16 protein-coding genes and 5 pseudogenes are annotated in these 20,381 nt (G+C 63.3%); 5 read left to right on the top strand and 16 right to left on the bottom strand.

Annotated features, from left to right (window positions below; all coding sequences use genetic code 11):
• Positions 1 to 729: isocitrate lyase/PEP mutase family protein (locus tag BVER_RS07880; protein ID WP_050452815.1), on the bottom strand; the 729-nt coding region annotated here is incomplete at its 3' end.
• Positions 730 to 866: 137 nt separating this feature from the next.
• Here BVER_RS07880 and BVER_RS07875 point away from each other — a divergent pair.
• On the top strand, positions 867 to 1,631 hold the full coding sequence (locus BVER_RS07875) for a COG4705 family protein (RefSeq protein ID WP_050452814.1): 765 nt from the start codon (positions 867 to 869) through the stop codon (positions 1,629 to 1,631).
• On the opposite strand, the gene BVER_RS07870 is transcribed toward BVER_RS07875, so the two are convergent.
• From BVER_RS07870 to BVER_RS07825, 9 genes and pseudogenes are all read right to left on the bottom strand, one after another.
• The gene (locus BVER_RS07870) at positions 1,632 to 1,856 is read right to left on the bottom strand and encodes a muconolactone Delta-isomerase family protein (protein WP_050452813.1); all 225 of its coding nucleotides are present in this window, start codon (positions 1,854 to 1,856) and stop codon (positions 1,632 to 1,634) included.
• A 17-nt stretch (positions 1,857 to 1,873) separates the two neighbouring features.
• A pseudogene (gene catA, locus BVER_RS07865) lies at positions 1,874 to 2,684 on the bottom strand (catechol 1,2-dioxygenase); the annotation flags it as partial.
• A gap of 45 nt (positions 2,685 to 2,729) precedes the next feature.
• Positions 2,730 to 3,885: pseudogene (locus tag BVER_RS07860) on the bottom strand (muconate/chloromuconate family cycloisomerase).
• 62 nt (positions 3,886 to 3,947) lie between these two features.
• Positions 3,948 to 4,290: pseudogene (locus BVER_RS29950) on the bottom strand (DUF1330 domain-containing protein).
• Positions 4,291 to 4,361: 71 nt separating this feature from the next.
• Positions 4,362 to 4,898 carry a cytochrome b gene (locus tag BVER_RS07850; protein WP_050452820.1) on the bottom strand — a complete coding sequence of 179 codons (537 nt, stop codon included), beginning with the start codon at positions 4,896 to 4,898 and terminating at the stop codon, positions 4,362 to 4,364.
• An 8-nt stretch (positions 4,899 to 4,906) separates the two neighbouring features.
• Positions 4,907 to 5,980, bottom strand: a pseudogene (locus BVER_RS07845) (catalase family peroxidase).
• 148 nt (positions 5,981 to 6,128) lie between these two features.
• On the bottom strand, positions 6,129 to 7,280 hold the full coding sequence (locus BVER_RS07840; protein WP_198155192.1) for an L-dopachrome tautomerase-related protein: 1,152 nt from the start codon (positions 7,278 to 7,280) through the stop codon (positions 6,129 to 6,131).
• 376 nt (positions 7,281 to 7,656) lie between these two features.
• Positions 7,657 to 8,886, bottom strand: a complete 1,230-nt coding sequence (locus BVER_RS07830) for a M20 aminoacylase family protein (RefSeq protein WP_050452819.1) — start codon at positions 8,884 to 8,886, stop codon at positions 7,657 to 7,659.
• A 30-nt stretch (positions 8,887 to 8,916) separates the two neighbouring features.
• Positions 8,917 to 10,221, bottom strand: coding sequence for an MFS transporter (locus BVER_RS07825; RefSeq protein WP_050452818.1), 1,305 nt, complete (start codon positions 10,219 to 10,221; stop codon positions 8,917 to 8,919).
• Positions 10,222 to 10,409: 188 nt separating this feature from the next.
• On the opposite strand from BVER_RS07825, the gene BVER_RS07820 reads away from it, so the two are divergent.
• Positions 10,410 to 11,375: a LysR family transcriptional regulator gene (locus tag BVER_RS07820; RefSeq protein ID WP_083452082.1), complete on the top strand. Its 966-nt coding sequence runs from the start codon at positions 10,410 to 10,412 to the stop codon at positions 11,373 to 11,375.
• Here the strand turns inward: BVER_RS07820 and BVER_RS07815 are convergent.
• The 5 genes from BVER_RS07815 to BVER_RS07790 all read right to left on the bottom strand — a co-directional run bounded on the left by BVER_RS07815 (position 11,295) and on the right by BVER_RS07790 (position 16,325).
• Entirely contained in the window at positions 11,295 to 11,864 is a 570-nt protein-coding gene (locus BVER_RS07815) for a hypothetical protein (protein ID WP_157055963.1), read from the bottom strand. The genes BVER_RS07820 and BVER_RS07815 overlap by 81 nt on opposite strands.
• Positions 11,800 to 13,974 (bottom strand): HsdM family class I SAM-dependent methyltransferase, encoded by a 2,175-nt coding sequence (locus tag BVER_RS07810; protein ID WP_083452081.1) that lies wholly within the window; start codon positions 13,972 to 13,974, stop codon positions 11,800 to 11,802. The genes BVER_RS07815 and BVER_RS07810 overlap by 65 nt, the downstream gene beginning before the upstream one ends.
• A gap of 184 nt (positions 13,975 to 14,158) precedes the next feature.
• Positions 14,159 to 14,449, bottom strand: coding sequence for a DUF3325 domain-containing protein (locus BVER_RS07800; protein WP_050452806.1), 291 nt, complete (start codon positions 14,447 to 14,449; stop codon positions 14,159 to 14,161).
• Complete coding sequence (locus BVER_RS07795) at positions 14,446 to 16,023, bottom strand: PepSY-associated TM helix domain-containing protein (RefSeq protein ID WP_050452817.1); 1,578 nt, start codon at positions 16,021 to 16,023, stop codon at positions 14,446 to 14,448. Before BVER_RS07795 ends, BVER_RS07800 begins: the two co-directional genes overlap by 4 nt.
• Positions 16,024 to 16,064: 41 nt before the next feature.
• Positions 16,065 to 16,325 (bottom strand): DUF3649 domain-containing protein, encoded by a 261-nt coding sequence (locus BVER_RS07790; protein WP_050452805.1) that lies wholly within the window; start codon positions 16,323 to 16,325, stop codon positions 16,065 to 16,067.
• 150 nt (positions 16,326 to 16,475) lie between these two features.
• Here BVER_RS07790 and BVER_RS07785 point away from each other — a divergent pair, with 150 nt between their 5' ends.
• From BVER_RS07785 to BVER_RS07775, 3 genes are read left to right on the top strand one after another with little or no spacing between them, the layout of a single operon-like run.
• Positions 16,476 to 17,249: a DeoR/GlpR family DNA-binding transcription regulator gene (locus BVER_RS07785; protein ID WP_050452804.1), complete on the top strand. Its 774-nt coding sequence runs from the start codon at positions 16,476 to 16,478 to the stop codon at positions 17,247 to 17,249.
• Complete coding sequence (locus tag BVER_RS07780; protein ID WP_050452803.1) at positions 17,246 to 18,391, top strand: MFS transporter; 1,146 nt, start codon at positions 17,246 to 17,248, stop codon at positions 18,389 to 18,391. Before BVER_RS07785 ends, BVER_RS07780 begins: the two co-directional genes overlap by 4 nt.
• Entirely contained in the window at positions 18,388 to 18,771 is a 384-nt protein-coding gene (locus tag BVER_RS07775) for a VOC family protein (RefSeq protein WP_050452802.1), read from the top strand. The genes BVER_RS07780 and BVER_RS07775 overlap by 4 nt, the downstream gene beginning before the upstream one ends.
• On the opposite strand, the pseudogene BVER_RS07770 reads toward BVER_RS07775, so the two are convergent.
• Positions 18,761 to 20,379 (bottom strand): annotated as a pseudogene (locus tag BVER_RS07770) (FGGY-family carbohydrate kinase). The gene BVER_RS07775 and the pseudogene BVER_RS07770 overlap by 11 nt on opposite strands.
• Positions 20,380 to 20,381: the final 2 nt, after the last annotated feature.

Genomic DNA, 20,381 nt, shown 5'->3' with positions numbered 1-20,381 from the left:
CAAAAACCCGCCCCAAGCCGCCCGCGCCAACCCACCGCCGACACTCACGCGCCTTACCCCCAACGCCGCGACATCGGCGAGCGTCCATTCCGACACCCCGCCGATCAGCAGATTCACCGGCTTCGGCGCAACCGCCTTCACCACCGCTTCGATCTGCTCGCGCGTCTTGATCCCCGGCGCGTACAGACAATCCGCGCCGGCATCGGCATAGGCCTTGAGTCGCGCGATCGCATCGTCGAGATCGGGCGTGCCCGCGAAGAAATTTTCCGCCCGGCCGACGAGCAAGGTATCGCCGCCGTTTGCATCGATCGCGCGGCGCGCCGCTTTCATGCGCTCGACCGCGACATCGACGGGAAAGAGCGGCGCGGACGCATCGCCGGTGGAATCTTCGATCGACAACGCCGCGACGCCCGTCTCCACCGCCAGCTTCACGCTGTGCGCCACTTCGTCGGGAGTCGCGCCGAAGCCGCTTTCGAAATCCGCGTTCACCGGCAAGTCCGTGGCCGCGACGATCTCGCGCAGATGCGCGAGCACGGCATCGCGCGTCACATGGTTATCGGCACGCCCGTGCGACCACGCGAAACCCGAACTCGTCGTGGCGAGCGCCTTGAAACCGAGCGTCTCCAGATAGCGCGCGCTGCCGATATCCCAGGGATTTGGCAGCATGAAACAACCCGATTCGTGCATGGCGCGGAACGCCGCGCGCTTTTCGGCGATGGTGCGAGGCATGTCGTGTCTCCTTGTCGACGTGACGCGTGTCCGTTTCGCGCGCCGGATCATGTTCGCACGGAAATGAGAATGACTCTAAGCCTCTCTTAAGGAAGCGCCCCGTACGCTTGAGTCTCGAGATTGAAGCGAGAGGCATCATGGAGCGGAAAGATAAGGTCGATCACGCGCTGGCCAAAGTCCCCGAAGTCACGCTGGTGTTCTGGATCATCAAGATCGCGGCGACCACGCTGGGCGAAACCGGCGGCGACGCGGTCACGATGTCGATGAGCCTGGGCTACCTCGTCGGCACGCTGATCTTCGCGACGATCTTCATCGTCGCCGTGATCGCGCAGATCAGGGCGGAGCGCTTTCATGCGTGGCTCTACTGGATCACCATCATCGCGACGACGACCGTCGGCACGACGCTCGCGGACTTCGCCGACCGGTCGCTCGGCATCGGCTATGCGGGCGGCAGTTCGATCCTGTTCGCACTGCTGCTCGTGTCGCTGTTCGTGTGGCATCGCGTAATGGGCAGCGTGTCGGTGTCGACCATTTCGTCGCCGAAAGCGGAGATGTTCTACTGGGTGACGATCATGTTCTCGCAGACGCTCGGCACCGCGCTCGGCGACTGGACCGCCGATACCGCCGGCCTCGGTTATACCGGCGCCGCGTTGATCTTCGGCGGCGCGCTGCTGTTGCTCGTCATCGTCTACTACGCGACGCATATCTCGCGCACGGTGTTGTTCTGGTGCGCCTTCATCCTGACGCGTCCGCTCGGCGCGGTGGTCGGCGATTTCCTCGACAAGCCCGTCGCGAACGGCGGGCTGGCGATGAGCCGCTACGGCGCGTCGATCGCGCTGGTGGTGTTTATCGCGGTGTGCATGGTCGTGTTCCGGCAACGGCCCGCGCGCACCGCGCACTGATCAGCGATCGTCCTCGCGAATCGACGATGCATGCCGGCACAGCGCTTTCACGTCGATCTGCATGTACGGAAACAGCGGCAAGCGGCTCAATACGTCGCGCAGATGCGCGGGACTGTCGACATCGAACACGCTGATGTTCGCGTAACGCCCCGCGATGCGCCACAAGTGCCGCCAGATGCCATCGCGCTGCAATTGCTGCGACATCGCCTTCTCGTCGGCCTTCAACGTCGCGAGTTGGCGGTGATGCCGTAAGGTTTGCCTTCCGCGCCTTCGGCCTTCTTCAGTTCCGGCACGAGACCTTCACGTGTCGCAAAGGCGAAGTCGTCCCACAGATACGGATCGCCGTCGATATTGATCTGCGTCGTCAGCTTGCGATGCCCCTGCGCCGACACGAAGAAGTGAATATGCGCGGGCCGATGACCATGACGTCCGAGTTGATCGAGCAGCTTCTCCGTCATGCCGCCGGGCGTCACGCTGTAGCCGACCGGCACGACGCTTCGAAAGCTGTAACGTCCATCAGCATCGGTGCGAATCGAGCCGCGCAGATTGAAGGCGGGCTGTGACTTGTCGAAGTGCGAGTAATTACCCAGATGATTAGTATACCAAACTTTCACCAGCGCATTCGGTAGCGGCGCGCCGTCTTCCGCGTACACCGTGCCGCGCATCACCAGCGTCTGACCGGGATCCTTGCCATCGTCGATACGCGCATGACCTTGCGCTTCCGGCGCGCCAGCCACATACAGCGGACCTTCGATGGTGCGCGGCGTGCCGCCGTCGAGTCCCGCCTGCTTTTCCGCTTCGTCGAGCCGCACATCGAGAAAATGCTCGAAGCCTAGGCCTGCCGCGAGCAGACCGTATTCGCCGCGCTGGCCGGTTTCTGTCAGATAGTTGAGCGCGCTCCAGAACTCGTTCTGGCGTGACGTCGAGATCTTCGATCGTATAAAACAGATCGCGGACAATGCGATTCACGATCGCCTTGGTGCGCGGGTTGCCTTCGCTTGTGGCGCTGTCGTTGATTTTCTGCAGCAGCGCGTCGATCGTATCGTGGTTCATGCCTGTCTCCTTTATATCGAATGATGTGGGGTGTCCGTTGATGCTCTAACTCATCGCGACGCTCGCGCCTCGCTTCGAATCGCGCCGCAAGCGCTCCACGCATGCCCAGTCGAGCGCGATGCCGAGACCCGCGCCCTGCGGCAGCTGCAGCGCGAAGTCTCTGTAAATAAGGGGTTCGGTGAGAATTTCCTCGGTGAGCAACAGCGGCCTGAACAACTCGGTGCCCCACTCCATCTCTCCGAAGGTGCTGAAGACTTGCGCCGATGCAATGGTGCCGATCGCGCCTTCGAGCATCGTGCCGCCGTAGAGCGCGATATCGGCGGCGCGCGCGATCGCGGCCACATGCGCCGCGCCCGTCAATCCGCCCGACTGCGCGATCTTCACCGCGAAGACATCGGCGGCGCGCAATGTGGCGAGCGCAAAGGCATCGGCGGGGCCGTGCAGCGCTTCGTCGGCCATGATTGGCACATGCGAGCGTTCCGTCAGACGTTTGAGGCCGGCACGATTGTTCGCATCGATCGGCTGCTCGATCAGATTCACGCCGGCATCGGCCAGTCGCGGCGCGGCCCACAGCGTGTCCGTTTCGCTCCACGCCTGATTGACGTCGACGCGCACTTCGCCTCGTTCGCCCAGCGCTTTTTTGATGGCGGCCACATGCGCGACGTCATCGGCCACCGCGCACGCCGATCTTGAGCTTGAAAATGCGATGCCGTTTCATCGCGAGCATCTGCTCGGCTTCGTCGATATCGCGGCCGGTGTCGCCGCTGGCGAGCGTCCACGCGACATCGACGGAATCGGTCAGACGGCCGCCGAACAATTCCGACAGCGGCACGTTCAGGCGACGCGCCTGCGCATCGAACAGCGCGGTTTCCAGCGCGCATTTCGCAAAGCGGTTGCCTTGCAGATGCGCGCGCAACTTCGCCATGATCGCGCCGGGACGCGTCGCGTCCATGCCGACGACGAGCGGCGCGAAATACGTATCGATGTTGACCTTGATGCTCTCGGGGCTTTCTTCGCCGTAAGCGAGCCCGCCGATGGTCGTGCCTTCGCCGATCCCTTCGATACCGTCGCTGCAGCGCACGCGCACCAGCACGAGGCATTGGCCGCGCATCGTCGCGACGGAGAGGCGGTGCGGGCGTATCGTCGGAACATCGACGAGGATGGTCTCGACGGCCTGAATCTGCACGGGTTCTGCTGACATGGGTTCCTCCTGTTGAACCCATGCTAGAACCGCGCCGCGCGCCCGTCCAAGACCGTTTCCGACTACTTCGATACCTTAAAGGTTGGTTCGCGCATGGCGTGAAGAATATCGGTGGCGCGGTGCGTCGCGTCGACGCCTTCGATCAGCAACACCGCGCTGCGCGCGCAATGGAAGAATGCGCCGGTATGCCGCCGAGTCATACCAGCCGCGCGCTTGAGTCATATCGTCGAACGCGATGACGACGAGATCGCCGCGCCAGTCGCCTTCGACGACTTCCGCCGTCGCGCCATGAACGACGAAGCGTCCGCCGAACGGCGCGAGCGTCGCGTCGATACGCTCAAGGTATTAGACGATATCGTCGCAGAAATCGACGTCCTGCAAATGGCCGATGGCGTAGGCGGTCATGATGGCGCTCCTTCTCGTTGAGGTGAGGCCATCGTCGCGCCGGACGCGCTACGCGTCCATTACGTGGGACGTCATCGCCGCCGCCATGCCATCGCTTCGAATACGCCGTCGCGACGGATCAACGCATGGAACAGCGCCGCCGCCAGATGCACGACGATCAGCGCGAAGAAGCACAGCGCGAGGAAGCGATGCGCGTTCCACAGCATCGAATGCAGGCTATTGCTATGCGGAAGCAGCGACGGCAGCTGCACGCCGAACACGATCACCGGATAATCCGCCGCCGCCAGCATCGCGTAACCGATGATCGGCAACGCGATCATCAGCGCATAAAACGCCAGATGCGACAGATAGGCCGCGAGCTTCATCGGCGCGGGCATGTCGGCGGGCAACGGCGGCGAGCCGCGCACGAGCCGCACGACGAAGCGTATCAAACCGAGCACCAGAACAACGATGCCGAGCGGCTTGTGAATGGACACCAGCGTGAGATAAGTCGGCTTGACGGTGGACACCATGCCGACGCCGATAAACAGCATCGCCAGAATGCAGACCGCCATGATCCAGTGCAGCGCGCGCTGCAAGGGCGAGAATCGCGCGTGGGTCGCGCTCATGAAGCGGCTCATGGCTTGGCTCCTTGCGATTCGGTATGCGGATAATCCTTGTCCTCGGCCGTGCGACGGTTGAACGACACCGAATACGCCGCCGATCGCGCCGCCGGAAACGGATCGTCGGAGACGTGCATGCCGGCGGGCAGCACGGTGGGATCGAAGTTGAGATCGCGGCACGGACGACCGTCCGGCTCCGGTTCGATCGCCTTCACGACCAGCGTCCCCGCGACCACCGTACGACGATCGTCCGGCCACGCCTTGCTCGGATCGGCGGTCGGATCGCCGGGATTGGCGAGCGTGACGATCATCGACCAGCGTTGCGGCGCGGTCTGCACGCGCTGGGTGATTTCGCCGTCGAGGAAATTCGGGCCGCGCTGCTTCAATTGATCAGCCGAAAGATGCTCGGGATGCTCCGCCGGCACGAAGGACCAGCGCACGACCTGATCCTGTCCCTACGCATTGGTGAACACGAAGCTGTTGAGGCTGTTGTACTGCTCCTCCGCATACGAACCCGTGAACGGCGCGCTGCCGGCCCACTTGCCGAACGCGCCGATCTCCGGATGTGCGGCGGCGAAGTTTTTCATCGCGTCGGGATTGCTCTTGTCGGCGAGCGCGCGTTGCAGGTCGTAGAAGCCCTTGACGGTCGCGACGGGGAAGAACGGCGCGTCGATCATCGCGGAGCGCCATTCGCTGCCGTCGGGCGCGACGACGCGCAGGCCGATGCCGCGCACGCGGGCCATCGCATCGGAGGCCTTGGGGTCGGCGGTGGCCAGATTGAAGCGTCCCGTCACCGGATACGAGCCCGGCGCGAAGATCGCCGCCCTGGACAAAGATGCGGCGGCGCCCGTCGATTCGAAGCTGCCCGTAAAGCAGATACCCTTCGCGTGATTGCGGCGGAAGCCGAGCGCGGGTCCGCCTGGCGGCGCGAGGCTGCCCACGATCTTCGACGGCGTGAGACGTCCGGGCGTGAGCCAGCCCGCCGTATAGGCGAAGGCCAGCACCAGCACGGCCACGATCACGGCGATCAGGACCAGCGAACGCAATGGCGATGCGGGGGAAGCGGAGGAATCGGGTCTGTCGGCCATGACCTCTCTCTCGTTCGGCAAATTCGTTCGGCAAATCGGCTGAACGGTAATCTAGCAGCAAGGCGCGATTCGTGCACGTCGGTCGAAATTATGCGGGATGCGTGGCTGCCCGAGGTGGTCGATTATTGATTAGGATTCCGTCGTTATTTCATCCGGCGAATTGTCCGGCGGGTTGCTTCGGCAGCCGCGCGCGAAAGATCGCGAAACGCCTTTTTCGCGGATAACCGTTCGAGAAATTGTTCAACTCATGCAGATGCGAATCCGCGATATACAGATACCCTTGCGAGATCGCAAAGCCATCCGCCCACGACAATTGCGGATGCCTGCCAATGAAAGTCTTTTGCCTGAGCCACGGCGTGCCGTCGTGCTCGATCACATCGAACGCCACCACCGTGCGATTCTCCAGATCGCCGCCGTACAGCACGCCCGCCGGGCTCATGATCAGGCCGCCGGTCAACGCGCCATCGCCGAGCGATTGCACGCGCTTCGACAGCGCCTCCGGCGATAGCGAGGCATCGATCAACGCCGCCGTCGGCACGCGCCAGTAATGATGATCCGTCAGCGGCCGCGAATAGACCCATTGCCGATCAGGCGATATCGCGATGCCGTCGGTCTGCAGCACGAGCACGCTGCCATCACCTTTGCGCGCAATGCGATCGCCGAACATCAGATGCTGCTGCGGATCGGACACGCTGGAGCGGTCGCCCGCGAGCAGCAGACGCGATTCGTTGGTCTTCAGATCGGTGACCGCAATGCCGCCCTGATTGCCCGCATTGCTCAGATATGCATAGCCGTGTTTCAGATCTATGCGGATATCGTTCAGCGAATCCTTCGGCGTCACCACCTTGCCGTATTCGATCTGACGCACAATCTGCTTCGTCGCGAGATCGAACTCGATCAGCTTGGGCGGCTGCTTGCCCTGATCCACCGATGTCAGCGACGAATCGAGCGCCCACAGATGATCGCGCTCGTCGACCCACAGCGCCTGCACCGATATCCATTGATGCGTGCCGTCCTCGTCGGGCTTGAAGACGTTCCAGCTTTCGTCGGGGAACGGCGTCATCGCGCCGGTCGCGGGATCGACTTCGACCATGCTGTAACGCGAGCGCTTCGCCGATGCAGGCGCGGTCGCGAATACGCGCCCTTGCTTCGATACACCGATGCCCACCAGCCTGAAGTCGTCGCCGAACGTCGCCACGGTTTCGAGTGTCGCGGTGTCGTGGCCGGCGGCGAACAACGTCATGTCGTAAGCTGCGCCGAGCGCGCTCGCGCCCAATGCTACGAGAACGCGTCGGCGCATGGGCCCGCGTGGGTCGTCGTGATGCATCGCGTCTCCTTTGGATCGTGTCGATTGATCGTAGGAAGGCCGCATGCATCTGTCAAGGCGACGAGACAAGCCAATTGCTTCGCATGTCTATGTATTTTTTATCGAAACCAGACCGTAAGTTTATGGCGTTTCGATGTCATTCGGCGTGCGCGCGGCGAGGTTCAATTGCTTGAAATCCGGGGGAAAACCACCCCTTTCCGACGAATTGAATTGCGCCCACAGCGTTATGATTATTCCCGTAACGAAGCTCTTCCACACCCCGGCGGATGAGCATTTCAGGCGTCGTGCGGCACTCCTCCCGCACGACGCTTTTTTCTTTTTGGTACACTGAAATTTATTCGTCTGATGATTATAAGACGTGCATTTCTTCCGCATGACGCGCGACTGTCGCACCGGCCGCCAGCCATTCCCGCGCGAGCGATACCCACCACGCCACGCCCGTTTTCAGCACGGCATCGTTGAAATCGTAGTTCGGGTTATGCAGCGGAATCGCGCAGCCGCAGTTGCCATACTCCGAACCGTCGCCGTTGCCGATAAACACATAGCAGCCCGGACGGTGCTTCATATAGAACGCGAAATCCTCGGACGGCATCTGCGGATCGACTTGCGCATCGACGCGCGTATCGCCGATCAGATCGCTCAGCACGCGCGCGGCGAAATCGGTCGATCGCGCGTCGTTGATCAGCGCCGGATAGACGCGATCGAAGCGAAACTCCGCGCGCACGCCGTGCGCCTCCGCGATGCCCTGCGCGATCTCCCGCATGCGCCGCTCGATCAGATCGAGCACGTCGTCGCTGAATGCGCGCACCGTGCCGCTCAAGCGCGCGTGACCGGGGATCACGTTGCCCGCGCTGCCCGCGTGAATCTCGGTAACCGACAGCACCGCCGCTTCCTTCGGATCGAGATTGCGCGACACGATGCTCTGCCACGTCTGCACTACCGAGGTCGCCGCCAGCACTGGATCGACACTGCGATGCGGTTGCGCGGCATGCGAGCCGACGCCCGTCAATTCCAGACTGAAGGTATTGCTCGACGCCATGATCGCGCCCGGACGCAGCGCGACATGCCCCGCCGCGATGCCCGGCCAGTTGTGCGCGCCGAACACCGCATCCATCGGGCAGCGTTCGAACAGGCCGTCTTCGATCATCAGACGCGCGCCCGCGCCGCCTTCCTCGGCGGGCTGGAAAATGAAGTTCACCGTGCCGTCGAAGCCGCCGTGTTCCGCGAGATAACGTGCCGCCCCGAGCAGCATCGCGGTATGGCCGTCGTGACCGCACGCATGCATGCGGCCCGCCACGCGCGATGCATGCGCGAAGCGGTTATGTTCCTGCATCGGCAAGGCATCCATGTCGGCGCGCAGGCCGATCGAGCGCGTGCCGTTACCACGACGCAGCACGCCGACCAGCCCATAACCGCCGATATCGCGCTCGACATGGATGCCCCATTGCGTCAGCAGGCTCGCGACATAAGCGGACGTATCGCGCTCTTCGTGGCGCAGTTCGGGATGCGCATGCAGATGCCGTCGAATGCGGATGAGTTCGGGCTCGATCGCATCGAGGCGCGGGTCGTTCAATTGAATTCGGTCCATCATGTTCACTTGGAGTTGGATTTATTCGACAGCCACTTGCGCCGACGGCTCGACACGCGCTTCGCGCTTCGGCGTCGCGATCGCCACCGCAATACTGCTGATGACAGCGGCGGCCGCCAGGTAATAACCGATCACGAGCTTGTCACCGGTCAGGTCGATAAGACTCGTCACCGCCAGCGGCGTGAGGCCGCCGAACACCGTGACGCCGATCGCATACGCGAAGCCGACGCCGGTCGCGCGAAAGCGCGTCGGAAAGATATCCGCGAGCACGCTCGATGCGCACGCCGCATAGCACGCCAGCAGCAAGCCGATGCATGCCTGAACCATCATCAAGGGCCCCGGCCCCGGATGATGCGCGAGCAGCCAGAACAGCGGATACGCGCTTATGGCAGTCAGCAGCGCGCCGAACAGCATCGGCTTTCTCACGCCGATACGATCGGACAGCTTGCCGATGATCGGGCACATCACGACCATCGTGATGCCGTAGGCGAGCTGGCCGAGATAGCTTTGCAACATCGTCATATGCAGCTCGCGCACCGAATACGTCGTGAAGTAGTTCGACACGTAAGTGGCGATGGTCCAGAACACCATGATCGCGACGCCGCCAAGCAGTTGCCAGCGATGCGCGACAAGCGTCGGCAAGAGCGGAGGCGCGGCTTCGCGTTTCGCTTCCTCGAAGGCGCGCGTCTCGGGAATCGAGCTGCGGATATACCAGCCGACCGGCCCGATCAGCAAGCCGAACGCGAAGGCGATACGCCATGCGCCGCCGCTGATCTGCACGTCGCTGAAGAGGTTCGTCAGCGCGAGACCGACCAGACCGGCGAGCAATGCGCCGCCGCCTTGCGACATCTGCTGGAACGACGATGCGAATCCCTGCCGCGTGCCGGGCGCGTTTTCGACCAGCATCGCCACCGAACCGCCGATCTCCCCGCCCGCCGAAAAGCCTTGCAGCAAGCGTCCGCACGTGACGATGATCGGCGCGGCGATACCGATCGACGCATACGACGGACACACCGCCAGCACCAGCGTGCTCGCGGCCATCAACGTGAGCGTGAGGCTCAATGCGCGACGCCGCCCGACGCGATCCGCATACCGCCCGAGCACGAGCGCGCCGAACGGCCGCGCGACGAAGCCCACCGCGAAGGTCAGAAAGGTCAGAAGCAGTGAGATGAACTCGGAGTGAGTCGCGAAGAACGTGCGGGAGATGGGAACTGCGAAGATGCCGTAAGCGATGAAATCGTAGATCTCTAGCAGATTGCCGACTGCCGCGGCGGCGAAAGTCTTGCGCTCGGTGGCGGCATCGAGTTGGGTATCGGGTCGTCGCATGAAGGACATCCTCTGGAATTTTGATGTCGTCCACAGTACGCCCGATCGCCCGAAACGCCCGCATACTGTTCAAAAATACGGCCTATACCTTCGATGCATAGCGCAGTGCAGCACGGGTAAGTGCGTCTTTTCGCGGGGATTTTGGCGTGCGACGCTACTGCCTCTCGCCAATGATTACGATAATAATCATGGATCTCAGGCATTTGCGGTACTTTCTCGCCGTCGCGGATTCAGGGAGTGTGGCTGCGGCGGCGCGTCAATTGCATATCGTGCAGCCGGCATTGAGCCGGCAGATTCGCGATCTCGAAGAGGAACTCGGCGCGGCGCTGTTTTCACGCAATGCGCGCGGCGTCGAACTGACGGCGGCGGGCGCGCAGTTCGCGCTCGATGCGCGGCGTCTGCTGATCGATATGGAATCCGCGCGGCAACGTGCGCTGCGCGTCGCGCAAGGCAGCGCGGGCACCTTGCGCATCGGCGTATCGCCGACGTACGGATGGCATCCGACGATTCTTGCGCACATCAATAACTTTCGGCAGAGTCATCCGGATATCTCGCTCTATGTCGAGCCGCTGCTCGCGGTGAAGCAGATGGATGCGCTGATCGAAGGCAAGCTCGATGGCGGCTTCTTCGGCTGGCGCGATCTGCGCGATCCGCGTTTCGAAGCGGTGACGGTGTTCAATTGCGGCCTGCGGCTCGCCGTGCCGGATCGCGCGGATGCGGCGTTCGACGTGCCGCAGCGTCTCGTGGATCTCGCCGACAAGCCGTGCGTGTGGTTCGATCGCGATGCCGCGCCGCCCTATTACGACTTCCTGATTCGGCAATGTCAGCTCGCCGGATTCTCGCCGAATATCGTGCAACTCGGCGGCGACACGATGACCATCCTCGGCCTAGTGGCGGCGGGCATCGGCTATTCGATCGTGCCGGATACGTCCGTGCACAGCCATCCGTCGGCGACGCGGCTCGTCACGCATCCGGAGTTGACGCTCAAGTATCCGGTCGAGTTCGTGTGGAAGCACGACGATGAATTCAACGGGCCGCTCGCGCGCTTTATTCGCGAGGTCAAGGCGCAAGTGTCAGCAGTCGCCGCGGACGAGCGCGGACCAGTCGGGGCCGTGCTCGACGAGGCGAGTCAGCCGTTGCACGATATCGGATGAAGGCGTGTCAAGCGATTGCGGATCATCGAGATGTTTTGCAGCCGCATCGATAAAAGAAACGTCGCGCGCACCGAAGTAGCATTCGATCACGCACGCTTCGATAAGCGGCGTGGCTTCGCGACACTGTTCCTGAAGACTCGCGATGACATCCCGCTGTTTTTGCGTCGCGCTTGCGATGGGTATTTGCTGCAGAGGCGCGGCATCAATCTGAAAATTGCTGCCATGCATATTGCCGCGATGACGCAGCCAGTATCGTACGACCGATGAATTTAGGATTACGGATAAATATCGCATATCGATTCGCCGCGTCCTGATCACATTGACCGACAGCATGACGTAGGCTTCATCCTCGACATATAAAAACGCGGGCATAATGCATTTTCGCGGCGCAAGAATCTTTTCTCCTGCTGCAAAAAACGCTTCGTCACGCGGCCAATGCAAATGATGAACCGCAAGTTGTCCGCTGCGGTTTTCGCGCCGGCTTTCCATGATCTCTTTGAACAGGTTCAGGTGCGCGACGATCGACGGCGCGCGTCGCATCGAATGCGCCCTTCTTCGCGTAGATAATCTTGAGGTTCGTCGGCTTGAGAACGTATCGACCGATATGCACCGGCTCGTACAGCGGCTTGAGATGCCCCTGCTCCGCGCGATCGATCGACGCGCACTCGCGTTCGTTCAGCACGAACACGCCGTCGCCTACCGCGATGCCGCGCGCCCTGGCGTTTTTTGCGCCGATGGTTTCGATGTTGCGCGCATTCACGCGATCCGGATTCGGCACGATGCCTTGCGCGATCTCCGACTTGAGCAATCTAAAGTTGCCGGCCTCGGCGATCAAGTCGAGTATCGACGTCCGCTCGGCCGGATTGAACGACAAGGGCTTGTCCATCGACGCGACGCGATCGATATCGACATGAAACCGCTTCAGCGTCGACATATCCTGCTTCGTGAAGTCGTCCGCGGCCTTCGCCACCGTCGCGCGATATGTCGCACTGGATGCGTCTTTGCGCAGCGTCATGATCATCGTCTGGATGCTCGCGTCCTCGAAAATGCGGTGATGCTCGAAGTCGACGATGGCCGCATCGCGCAGTATCCGGTTGAGCAGTTTCGATGCGCCCGCGTTGGTGGTCCAGTTGTTGGTCGCGATGAAGGACAGCACGCCGCGCGGCTTCAGCATGTCGAGCCCGGCATCGGCGAACAGATACCACACGTCCATCTTGCCTTGATAGCACGGCAAATCGCGCAGCCCGTCGAAGCGGCGCTTGTCGTCGTTTTCCTTGTAGTACGGCGGATTGCCGATGACGATATCGAAGCCTTCCTTGAACGATTCATCGCAATCTATCAGCGCGTTGGCCGTGGTGAACTTCGTGTCGGTAACCGATAACGCGCGATCGTCGGCGAGCAGCGAAATCATCATGCGCAGCTTGCTGATCTGGATGGCGAGCGGTTGAATATCGACACCGTACAGGCAGTTTTCGATCAGATGACGCTTGTGATGGTAATCGTCGCCGTGAGGATCGAGCTTGCGCAGCACATGCACGAGCTTGTGCAATACGCCCATCGGAAACGCGCCGGAGCCGCAGGCGGGATCGAGAATCCGGCAGCGTCGAATCGCGTCCAGCAGCGCGGCGACTTCGCGATCGGAGAATGGATGCACGCGCTCCGTATAAGCGAACAGCGTGTCGAGTCCAGCGTCGATATCGCGCTCGTTCGATCCGCACGCCTTCAGCGCATCGGCGAGATAGAGCTTGAGCGATGCATCCGCCATGTAGTCGACGATCGGACGCGGCGTATAGAACGAGCCCGTCTGCTTGCGCGCGGTGATGCGCGTCTCGTTGTTGTATGACGCGAGCAGGTTTTCGAAGACCTTGCCGAGCAGTTCGGGATCGAGCGCCATCTCTTCCTCGACCGGCGTGTTTTCGATCAGCGTGAACTTGTACGCGTCAAGAATACGCAGCAAGCCGCGCTCGGGCTCGAAGAACAAGTGGTCGGGAAACGAGTCGCTTGCTTCGCTGGTTTCGAAGGGCAAATCCAGCGACTCGCGCCATTCGCGTTCATGGAAAGGACCCGCGGGCAGCAGACCTTGTTCCTTCAGGAACCGGCAGAACACCATGCGCGTGAGCAGACGGATCAACGCCGTCGCGCGATGCTTTTCGTCGTGTTCGAGGTCGAATTGCTGGAGCGCCCAGCCATACCAGTTTGCGATATCGCGATAAAAGCGCTTGCTCAAGCGTTCCACGTCGATCGAAGGCACGCCCGTTTTGCGCACCAGCGACGCGATGACATCGAGATGCCCGATATGCGGATCAGCGATGTCGACGTCGCGCAGCATCGTGACTTTTTCGAGCGCGTGCGGATCGTCATCGAGTTGCGATGCGCGCAACACGAACGCGAACGAGAGATGCGTGCCGGCGCGGAAGATCACGACCAGCGGCCCCGCAAACACGCGATGCAGACGACGCGCGATATCGGCCAGCGCGCGGCTATCGTTCAACTCGATGGCGACGAACGCGCACGAATCCGCATCGTCGAGCAGCAGTTGCGCATCGCGCCATGCGCATCGTATCGCTCGCGAAAGGCCTGCACGGAAGCGGTCGCGCATGCATCGCACGATGCATAACGCAGCGCGGCGAGCAGCGAATGCGCGGCCTCACGCAGCGGCGTTGTCGCGAATGCGCCGATCCGCCGACGGATGTCGTCTACCAATGTCGCGTGCTTCATTGCCTTCGATGACCTGACTTTTTGCGGGCCATTCTACAGGCGTCACGCCAGAGATCGAAACGCTGTCAGCGTTGCTTCGCGAAGCGCGATCGCTCGTAGACGATTAGCGCGCCGAACACGAGACCGGCGGCCAGACTCGTGCATCCGCTATAGCGCACGAGGCCGAGCGCCCAGCCGTCGTCATCGACGATAAAGCGCAGCGCGAGCACCAGCGCGCACCATCCGGCGATGCGAAAGCCGCGCGATTGTCCCGGCGGCAATGCATGCCCGAGCAGCGCCTGCTGATGCCGCTCCATCGACGCCGCCAGCGACGCGAACGCCACCACGCAAAACACCAGCGTGAGAAAGTGCGTCATGCGCTCTCCTCTTCGCGTTCACGCTCGCGCTCATGCGCCGCGACCGACGAAGCACGCGCCTTCACGCGCGGACGATGACGCATCACGCGCAACGCCAGCATCGCGTGCAGCGCGGCGAACGCCCACAGCATCGCTTCGAAGCCGACATAGACCCAATCGCCCTGCGCGATGCTGCGCCAGATCGGCCGTTGCGTCGTGAACGCGTTGAGCACGGGCGTGAGCGCGAGCAGCGCCGCCGCGAGCCACAGCAATTCGATCCACGCGCGCTTCGCGGGCCGCGCGATCGTGTACAACAAGGTCGCGGCCCAGACGGTAAAGAACGCGTTGACTTCGGCATCGGCGCGATGCGCGAGCGCGGACGGCAGCAGACGATTCGCCCACAAATACGCCGTCATCGCCACCGACAATCCCGCGATGCTGGCGATATTCAAACGCTCGACCAGGCGGAAGCCGAAGTACGGCCGCGCGGGATCGGGCAGCTTCTGCCGACGCTTGACGGTCCACATGACCAGCCCGCTGCCGACCATCGCGGTGCCGCCGAGACTGACGAGAAAATACAGCCAGCGCAATTGCAGATCGCTGAAGCGGCCCAGATGCAGCGCGTACAGCACGCCGCGCGTTTCCGCCGCGCCGCCCACATGATCCTTCACGTCGATCAGCTTGCCCGACACTCCATCGAACAGCATGTATTGCGGGCTCATCGATACGCGTTCCGCTTCGCCGCGCGAGACGGCCACGCGCGCGGCGGCATCGCCCGGAAGCGTGATGGTCACGCGTCCGACATGGTCGCGACCCCAGCGCGCCTGCGCTTCGCGCACCATCGCATCAACGGGCGCGAGCGGCGCGGGCTGTCCGCTCGGCTTGCCTGGCTGGATAAAGGCGCTCAGTTGCTCGGTCATCGCGCGGCGTTCCGCGGGCGTCTTGAACGCGGTTTGCTGACCGAAGGGCATGTACATCGCCATCAAGGTGACGAGACAGGTGTAGGTGATCATCGCGTGGAACGGCAGGCCGAACACGGACAGCGCGTTATGCGCGTCGAGCCATGAACGCTGACCCTTGCCCCAACGGAAGGTGAAGAAGTCGACGAAGATCTTCTTGTGCGTGATCACGCCGCTGACGATCGCGATCAGCATGAACATCGCGCAGAAGCCCGCGATCCAGCGGCCCCACAGCGGCGGCATGTAATAGAACTGGAAGTGGAAGCGATAGAAGAACTCGCCGCCGAGCGTATCGCGCGAAGCCGTGCGCGCGCCCGTCAGCGGATCGAACCAGCCTTCCTGGAACGCGCGTTTGTCGGCCGCGCCCTTCGGCGTGCGCCAGAACGCACCGACGATGCTCGTGCGTGCCGACGGCAGATCGAAGCTCCATTGCGTGCTGCCCGCCGCGATGCCGCCGAGCGTGTCGGCGACGCGTTGCGCGACTTGCGCGGCATCGGGCGTGGTCGCCAGATGCGGCATTTCGGGGCGCATCCACTGCGAGGTTTCGTCCTTGAAGTAGCTGACGGTGCCGGTAAGGAACATCGCGTAGAGAATCCAGCCGGCGAGCAGCCCGACCCACGTATGCAGATCGGACATGGTCTGTCGGATGCCGCGCGGTTTGATATCGCCGGATTTCCTCACGACCACACGCTCCACGCCGCGAGCAGCAAAGGCACGGCGACGACCGCGAGGCCGATCCATGCGCGCGTCGCGCTGCGCATCGCGAACACCCAGATCACCGCGCCTGCGTACACGAGAAAGCTCAGCAGCATGTCGGTGAGCACGGCTTGCGGTTTGGCCATCGGCATGGCGAGCGTGGCAACGCTGGTCAGCGCGGCGAGCGCGTAACCGTCGAACATCGCGGCGGCGATGCGGGACAGCAAGGGGATGGACTTCATCGACGACTGATTCGATCGGACAGCGAGGCAAATGATAATCATTATTATCCACATTTTTTGACGCAATGTGTCAGAGCAATTCGCCAGCCGCAACGCCAAATGCACGTTTGTACACGTTTACATTCTTGTTGATGCACGTTAGCATGCGGCATGAACAACGACATCCCTCTCTCCCGGCGCGACGAAATCGCCGAACGCCTCGCGCGCGGCCAGCCGGTCGTCGCCACGGCGCTGGCCGCCGAATTCGATATTTCGGAGGACGCGATTCGTCGCGACCTTCGCGCGCTGGCCGCCGAAGGCCGTTGCCGCCGCGTGTACGGCGGCGCGCTGCCGATCACGCCCGCGTCCACGCCGATGGCAAGCCGGATCGATACATCGAGCGAACAAAAAACGGCTCTGGCGCGCGCGGCCGTCGCGCTGATCCGTCCGGGCGAATTGCTGTTTCTGGATAGCGGCAGCACGAATCTCGCGCTGGTCGATCTGCTGCCCGAAGACGCGCATCTCACCGTCGCGACCAATTCGGTCGATATCGCGGCCGCCGTGTTGCGCCGCGCCGATCTCGAACTGATCATGATCGGCGGCGCGGTCGATGCGGCCGTGGGCGGCAGCGTCGATGCGAACGCGGTGCAAAGCGTCGCGCGCCTGAATTTCGACCGATGCTTCATCGGCTCCTGCGCGATATCGCCCGAGCGCGGCATCAGCGCGTTCCATATCGGCGATGCGGCGTTCAAGCGCGCCGTGCTCGCCGCGAGCGAACACAGCGTCGTGCTCGCGCTCACGGAGAAGTTCGATGCGCGCGCGCCATATAAGGTCGCGGCCATCGGCGAGATCGAAACGGTGGTGGTCGAACACAACATCGCGCCCGAGACGCGCGCGGCTTTGTCCAGACTCGGAACGTCAGTCATCCTGACGAATGTGTCATGAACCGGCTTCCTGATCGGCTTCCTGCGGCCCGTTTCTCGACGCGTCTCGCGTTTCTCGTCGCGGGATTCGGCATCGCGTGCTGGGCGCCGCTGGTGCCCTTCGCCAAGCAGCGGCTCGGCGTCGACGATGGCGTGCTGGGATTGTTGCTGCTGTGCATCGGCGTGGGCTCCGTCATCGCGATGGTCCTCACCGGCGCACTCACCGCGCGATACGGCAGCAAGCCGGTCATCGTCGCGGGCGGCGCGGGGCTCGCCGTGGTTCTGCCGACGCTCGCCATCGTCGATACCGCGCCAGAGCTAGGCATCGCCCTGACGCTATTCGGCGCGTGCCTCGGCTCGCTCGACGTCGCGATGAACATTCACGCGGTCGATGTCGAGCGCGCGGAAGGCCGTCCGCTGATGTCGGGCTTTCACGCGCTGTTCAGCGTCGGCGGCTTCCTCGGCTCGACGATGATGACCTTCCTGCTGTCGTCGCACATCGGAACGGTCGTCAGCACGTTGCCTTGCGCGTTGTTGATGCTCGTCGCCATCGCAGTGGTGCGGCCGGGTTTCATCGTCTCCGCGCATGCAAGCGATGCGCCGTTGTTCGCGCTTCCGCGCGGCATCGTGCTCCTGATCTGCGCGCTCGCCGCGATTGCGTTTCTGGTCGAAGGCGCGCTGCTCGACTGGAGCGCGCTGCTTATCACCGGCGCGGGGCTGGTTTCGCCGGCGCAGGGCGGCATCGGCTATATGGCGTTTTCGATCGCGATGACGGCCGGCCGCTTCGGCGGCGATGCGCTGACCTTGCGCATCGGCGATCGCGCGATGATGTTCTGGGGCGGCGTGATCGCCGTCGCGGGACTGCCGGTGCTGCTGATTGCGTCGAACGCCGCGCTCGCGATGAGCGGCTTCGTGCTGATCGGGCTCGGCGCATCGAACGTGGTGCCGGTGTTGTTCAGACGCGCCGGATCGCAAACCGCGATGCCATCGACGGCGGCGGTCGCGGCCATGACGACGACCGGTTACGCCGGCAATCTCGCCGGACCGGCGATCGTCGGTTTCGTCGCGAAGGCAACGGGTCTGCCGACCGCGTTTTTCATCCTGACCGCGCTGATGTGCCTGGTGCCGGCTTGCGCGCATCTCGTGACGAATCGGCGCGCATGAATATCGCCCACATTGCGCTCTGGACGCGCGATCTCGACGCCGCCGCGCAGTTCTGGCGTCGATACTTCCAGGCCGATGTCGGCGCGATCTATCGCAGCGAGCGGCGGCCCGGCTTCGCGTCGCGCTTCGTCCGCTTGCCGGGAGAGCGGACCTCCATCGAACTGATGACGGGGCCGTGGATCGCGCATGCATCGGCCGATGAATGCGTGGGTTGGGATCATCTCGCCATCTCGCTCGGCAGCGCGACGGCGGTCGACGCACTCGCCGCGCGCTGCGCCGCCGACAGCCTGCTCGTCTCGCCGCCGCGCACGACCGGCGACGGCTTTTACGAAGCCGTGATCGCGACGCCGGACGGCACGCGCATCGAGATCACGGCGTAGGCGCGCGAATCGCTTTCGAGATTTCCTGCAGCCGCTCGAACGCGCGATACCGCGTTTCGTGCAACGCGACGACGTCCGCGCCCGGCTCATAAACCCGGCTGACGCGCGACATCGACTTCATCGCCGATTCGACGTTTTTGCACGCGCCGCCCGCGACCGCGCCGAGAATCGCCGCGCCGAGCAGGACCGGTTCGTCGGCTTCGGCGGCGAGCACGCGTTTGGACGTCGCATCGGCGATAAGCTGCCGCACGAGATCCTGCCGACCCGCGCCGCCGCTGATCATGATGTTCTCGATCGGCGCACCGGCGCGCGCCTGCGTTTCGATGATCTGACGCAAGCCGTAGCCGATGCTGCAAATGCCCGCGATATAAAGCGCGACGAGACTGTCGAGGTCCGTTTCCATGCCCAATCCCGCGATAACCGCGCGCGCGTGCGGATCGGCGAACGGCGCGCGATTGCCGAGAAACTCGGGCACGATATGCAGGCCGTCCGCGAGCTTCGCCACGTTGGACAGACTGTCCGACGCGCGCGTGGCGAGATCGGCCAGCATCGCGGGCAGCGACTGATGCGCCTCGTCCGCGCGACGTTGCGCATCGGGCGGGCCGGGTGCATCGCGAGCAGGCGTTCGATGGCCGCGCCCGCGAACGACTGACCGCCTTCGTTGAGCCACGCGTTCGGGACCATCGCCGAAAAATACGGGCCCCAGACGCCGGGCACGAACACGGGTTCGCGCGTCGTGGTCATCGTGCAGGACGAGGTGCCGAAGACGTAGGCAAGATTCGCATCCGGCTCGCCTTCCGCGCCGACCGTGCCGATGCCGCCCGCGTGCGCGTCGATCACGCCCGCGCCGACCGGCGTGCCTTCGCGCAAACCGAGTTCGGCGGCGGCGTTCGCCGTCAGGCCGCGGCCGAGCGCCGTGCCCGGCTCGACCACCGTCTGCCCGATGCGCGCGAAACCTTCATCCGCCAGCACGCCAAGTCCGATGCTGCGAAAGTAGCTTTCGTCCCAACGTTTCTCATGCGCGAGATAGGTCCACTTGCAGGTCACCGTGCAGGTAGATCGCGACAGATCGCCGGTTGCGCGCCAGGTCAGAAAATCGGTGAGATCGAAGAACTGCCACGCGGCATCGAAGATCGCGGGCCGGTTTTCGCGCAGCCAGAGCAGCTTTGGCGTTTCCATTTCCGGCGAAATCTTGCCGCCGACATACTTCAGTACATCGTGACCGGCCGCGTTGATGCGCTCGGCCTGCTCCACCGCGCGATGATCCATCCACACGACGATATCGCGCTCGGCCTGCTCCGACGGCCCGACCGCCAGCGGCGCGCCGTTTGCGCCGAGCACGACGAGCGAACAGGTCGCATCGAAGCTGATGCCGGCGATCCGCGCGGGCGAAACATCGGCGTGCGCGACGGCTTCCTTCACCGCCCGACACACGGCGCGCCAGATTTCCGTGCTCGATTGCTCGACGATCGAACCCTTCTCCCTGAAAAGCGTGATGTCGTGTTTGGCCGTGGCGAGCATCCGGCCGTCGAGATCGAAGACACCGGCGCGCGCGCTGCCGGTCCCGACATCGACGCCGACGACGAAGGTCATGGTTTCCGTGTTCATGG

This window comes from Candidatus Burkholderia verschuerenii (assembly GCF_001189365.1).
Classification (GTDB): domain Bacteria; phylum Pseudomonadota; class Gammaproteobacteria; order Burkholderiales; family Burkholderiaceae; genus Caballeronia; species Caballeronia verschuerenii.
The sequence above is the reverse complement of the archived record's forward strand: the minus strand, read 5'-3'. Positions and strand labels throughout refer to the sequence as shown.

What these genes read in the sequence shown, in the direction of transcription:
- BVER_RS07875 (WP_050452814.1), top strand. Translation starts at nt 867, where the DNA reads ATGGAGCGGAAAGATAAGGTCGATCACGCGCTGGCCAAAGTCCCCGAA.
- BVER_RS07850 (WP_050452820.1), bottom strand. Translation starts at nt 4,898, where the DNA reads ATGAGCGCGACCCACGCGCGATTCTCGCCCTTGCAGCGCGCGCTGCAC.
- BVER_RS07840 (WP_198155192.1), bottom strand. Translation starts at nt 7,280, where the DNA reads ATGCGCCGACGCGTTCTCGTAGCATTGGGCGCGAGCGCGCTCGGCGCA.
- BVER_RS07825 (WP_050452818.1), bottom strand. Translation starts at nt 10,221, where the DNA reads ATGCGACGACCCGATACCCAACTCGATGCCGCCACCGAGCGCAAGACT.
- BVER_RS07820 (WP_083452082.1), top strand. Translation starts at nt 10,410, where the DNA reads ATGGATCTCAGGCATTTGCGGTACTTTCTCGCCGTCGCGGATTCAGGG.
- BVER_RS07815 (WP_157055963.1), bottom strand. Translation starts at nt 11,864, where the DNA reads ATGGAAAGCCGGCGCGAAAACCGCAGCGGACAACTTGCGGTTCATCAT.
- BVER_RS07810 (WP_083452081.1), bottom strand. Translation starts at nt 13,974, where the DNA reads ATGCGCGACCGCTTCCGTGCAGGCCTTTCGCGAGCGATACGATGCGCA.
- BVER_RS07800 (WP_050452806.1), bottom strand. Translation starts at nt 14,449, where the DNA reads ATGACGCACTTTCTCACGCTGGTGTTTTGCGTGGTGGCGTTCGCGTCG.
- BVER_RS07795 (WP_050452817.1), bottom strand. Translation starts at nt 16,023, where the DNA reads ATGTCCGATCTGCATACGTGGGTCGGGCTGCTCGCCGGCTGGATTCTC.
- BVER_RS07790 (WP_050452805.1), bottom strand. Translation starts at nt 16,325, where the DNA reads ATGAAGTCCATCCCCTTGCTGTCCCGCATCGCCGCCGCGATGTTCGAC.
- BVER_RS07785 (WP_050452804.1), top strand. Translation starts at nt 16,476, where the DNA reads ATGAACAACGACATCCCTCTCTCCCGGCGCGACGAAATCGCCGAACGC.
- BVER_RS07780 (WP_050452803.1), top strand. Translation starts at nt 17,246, where the DNA reads ATGAACCGGCTTCCTGATCGGCTTCCTGCGGCCCGTTTCTCGACGCGT.
- BVER_RS07775 (WP_050452802.1), top strand. Translation starts at nt 18,388, where the DNA reads ATGAATATCGCCCACATTGCGCTCTGGACGCGCGATCTCGACGCCGCC.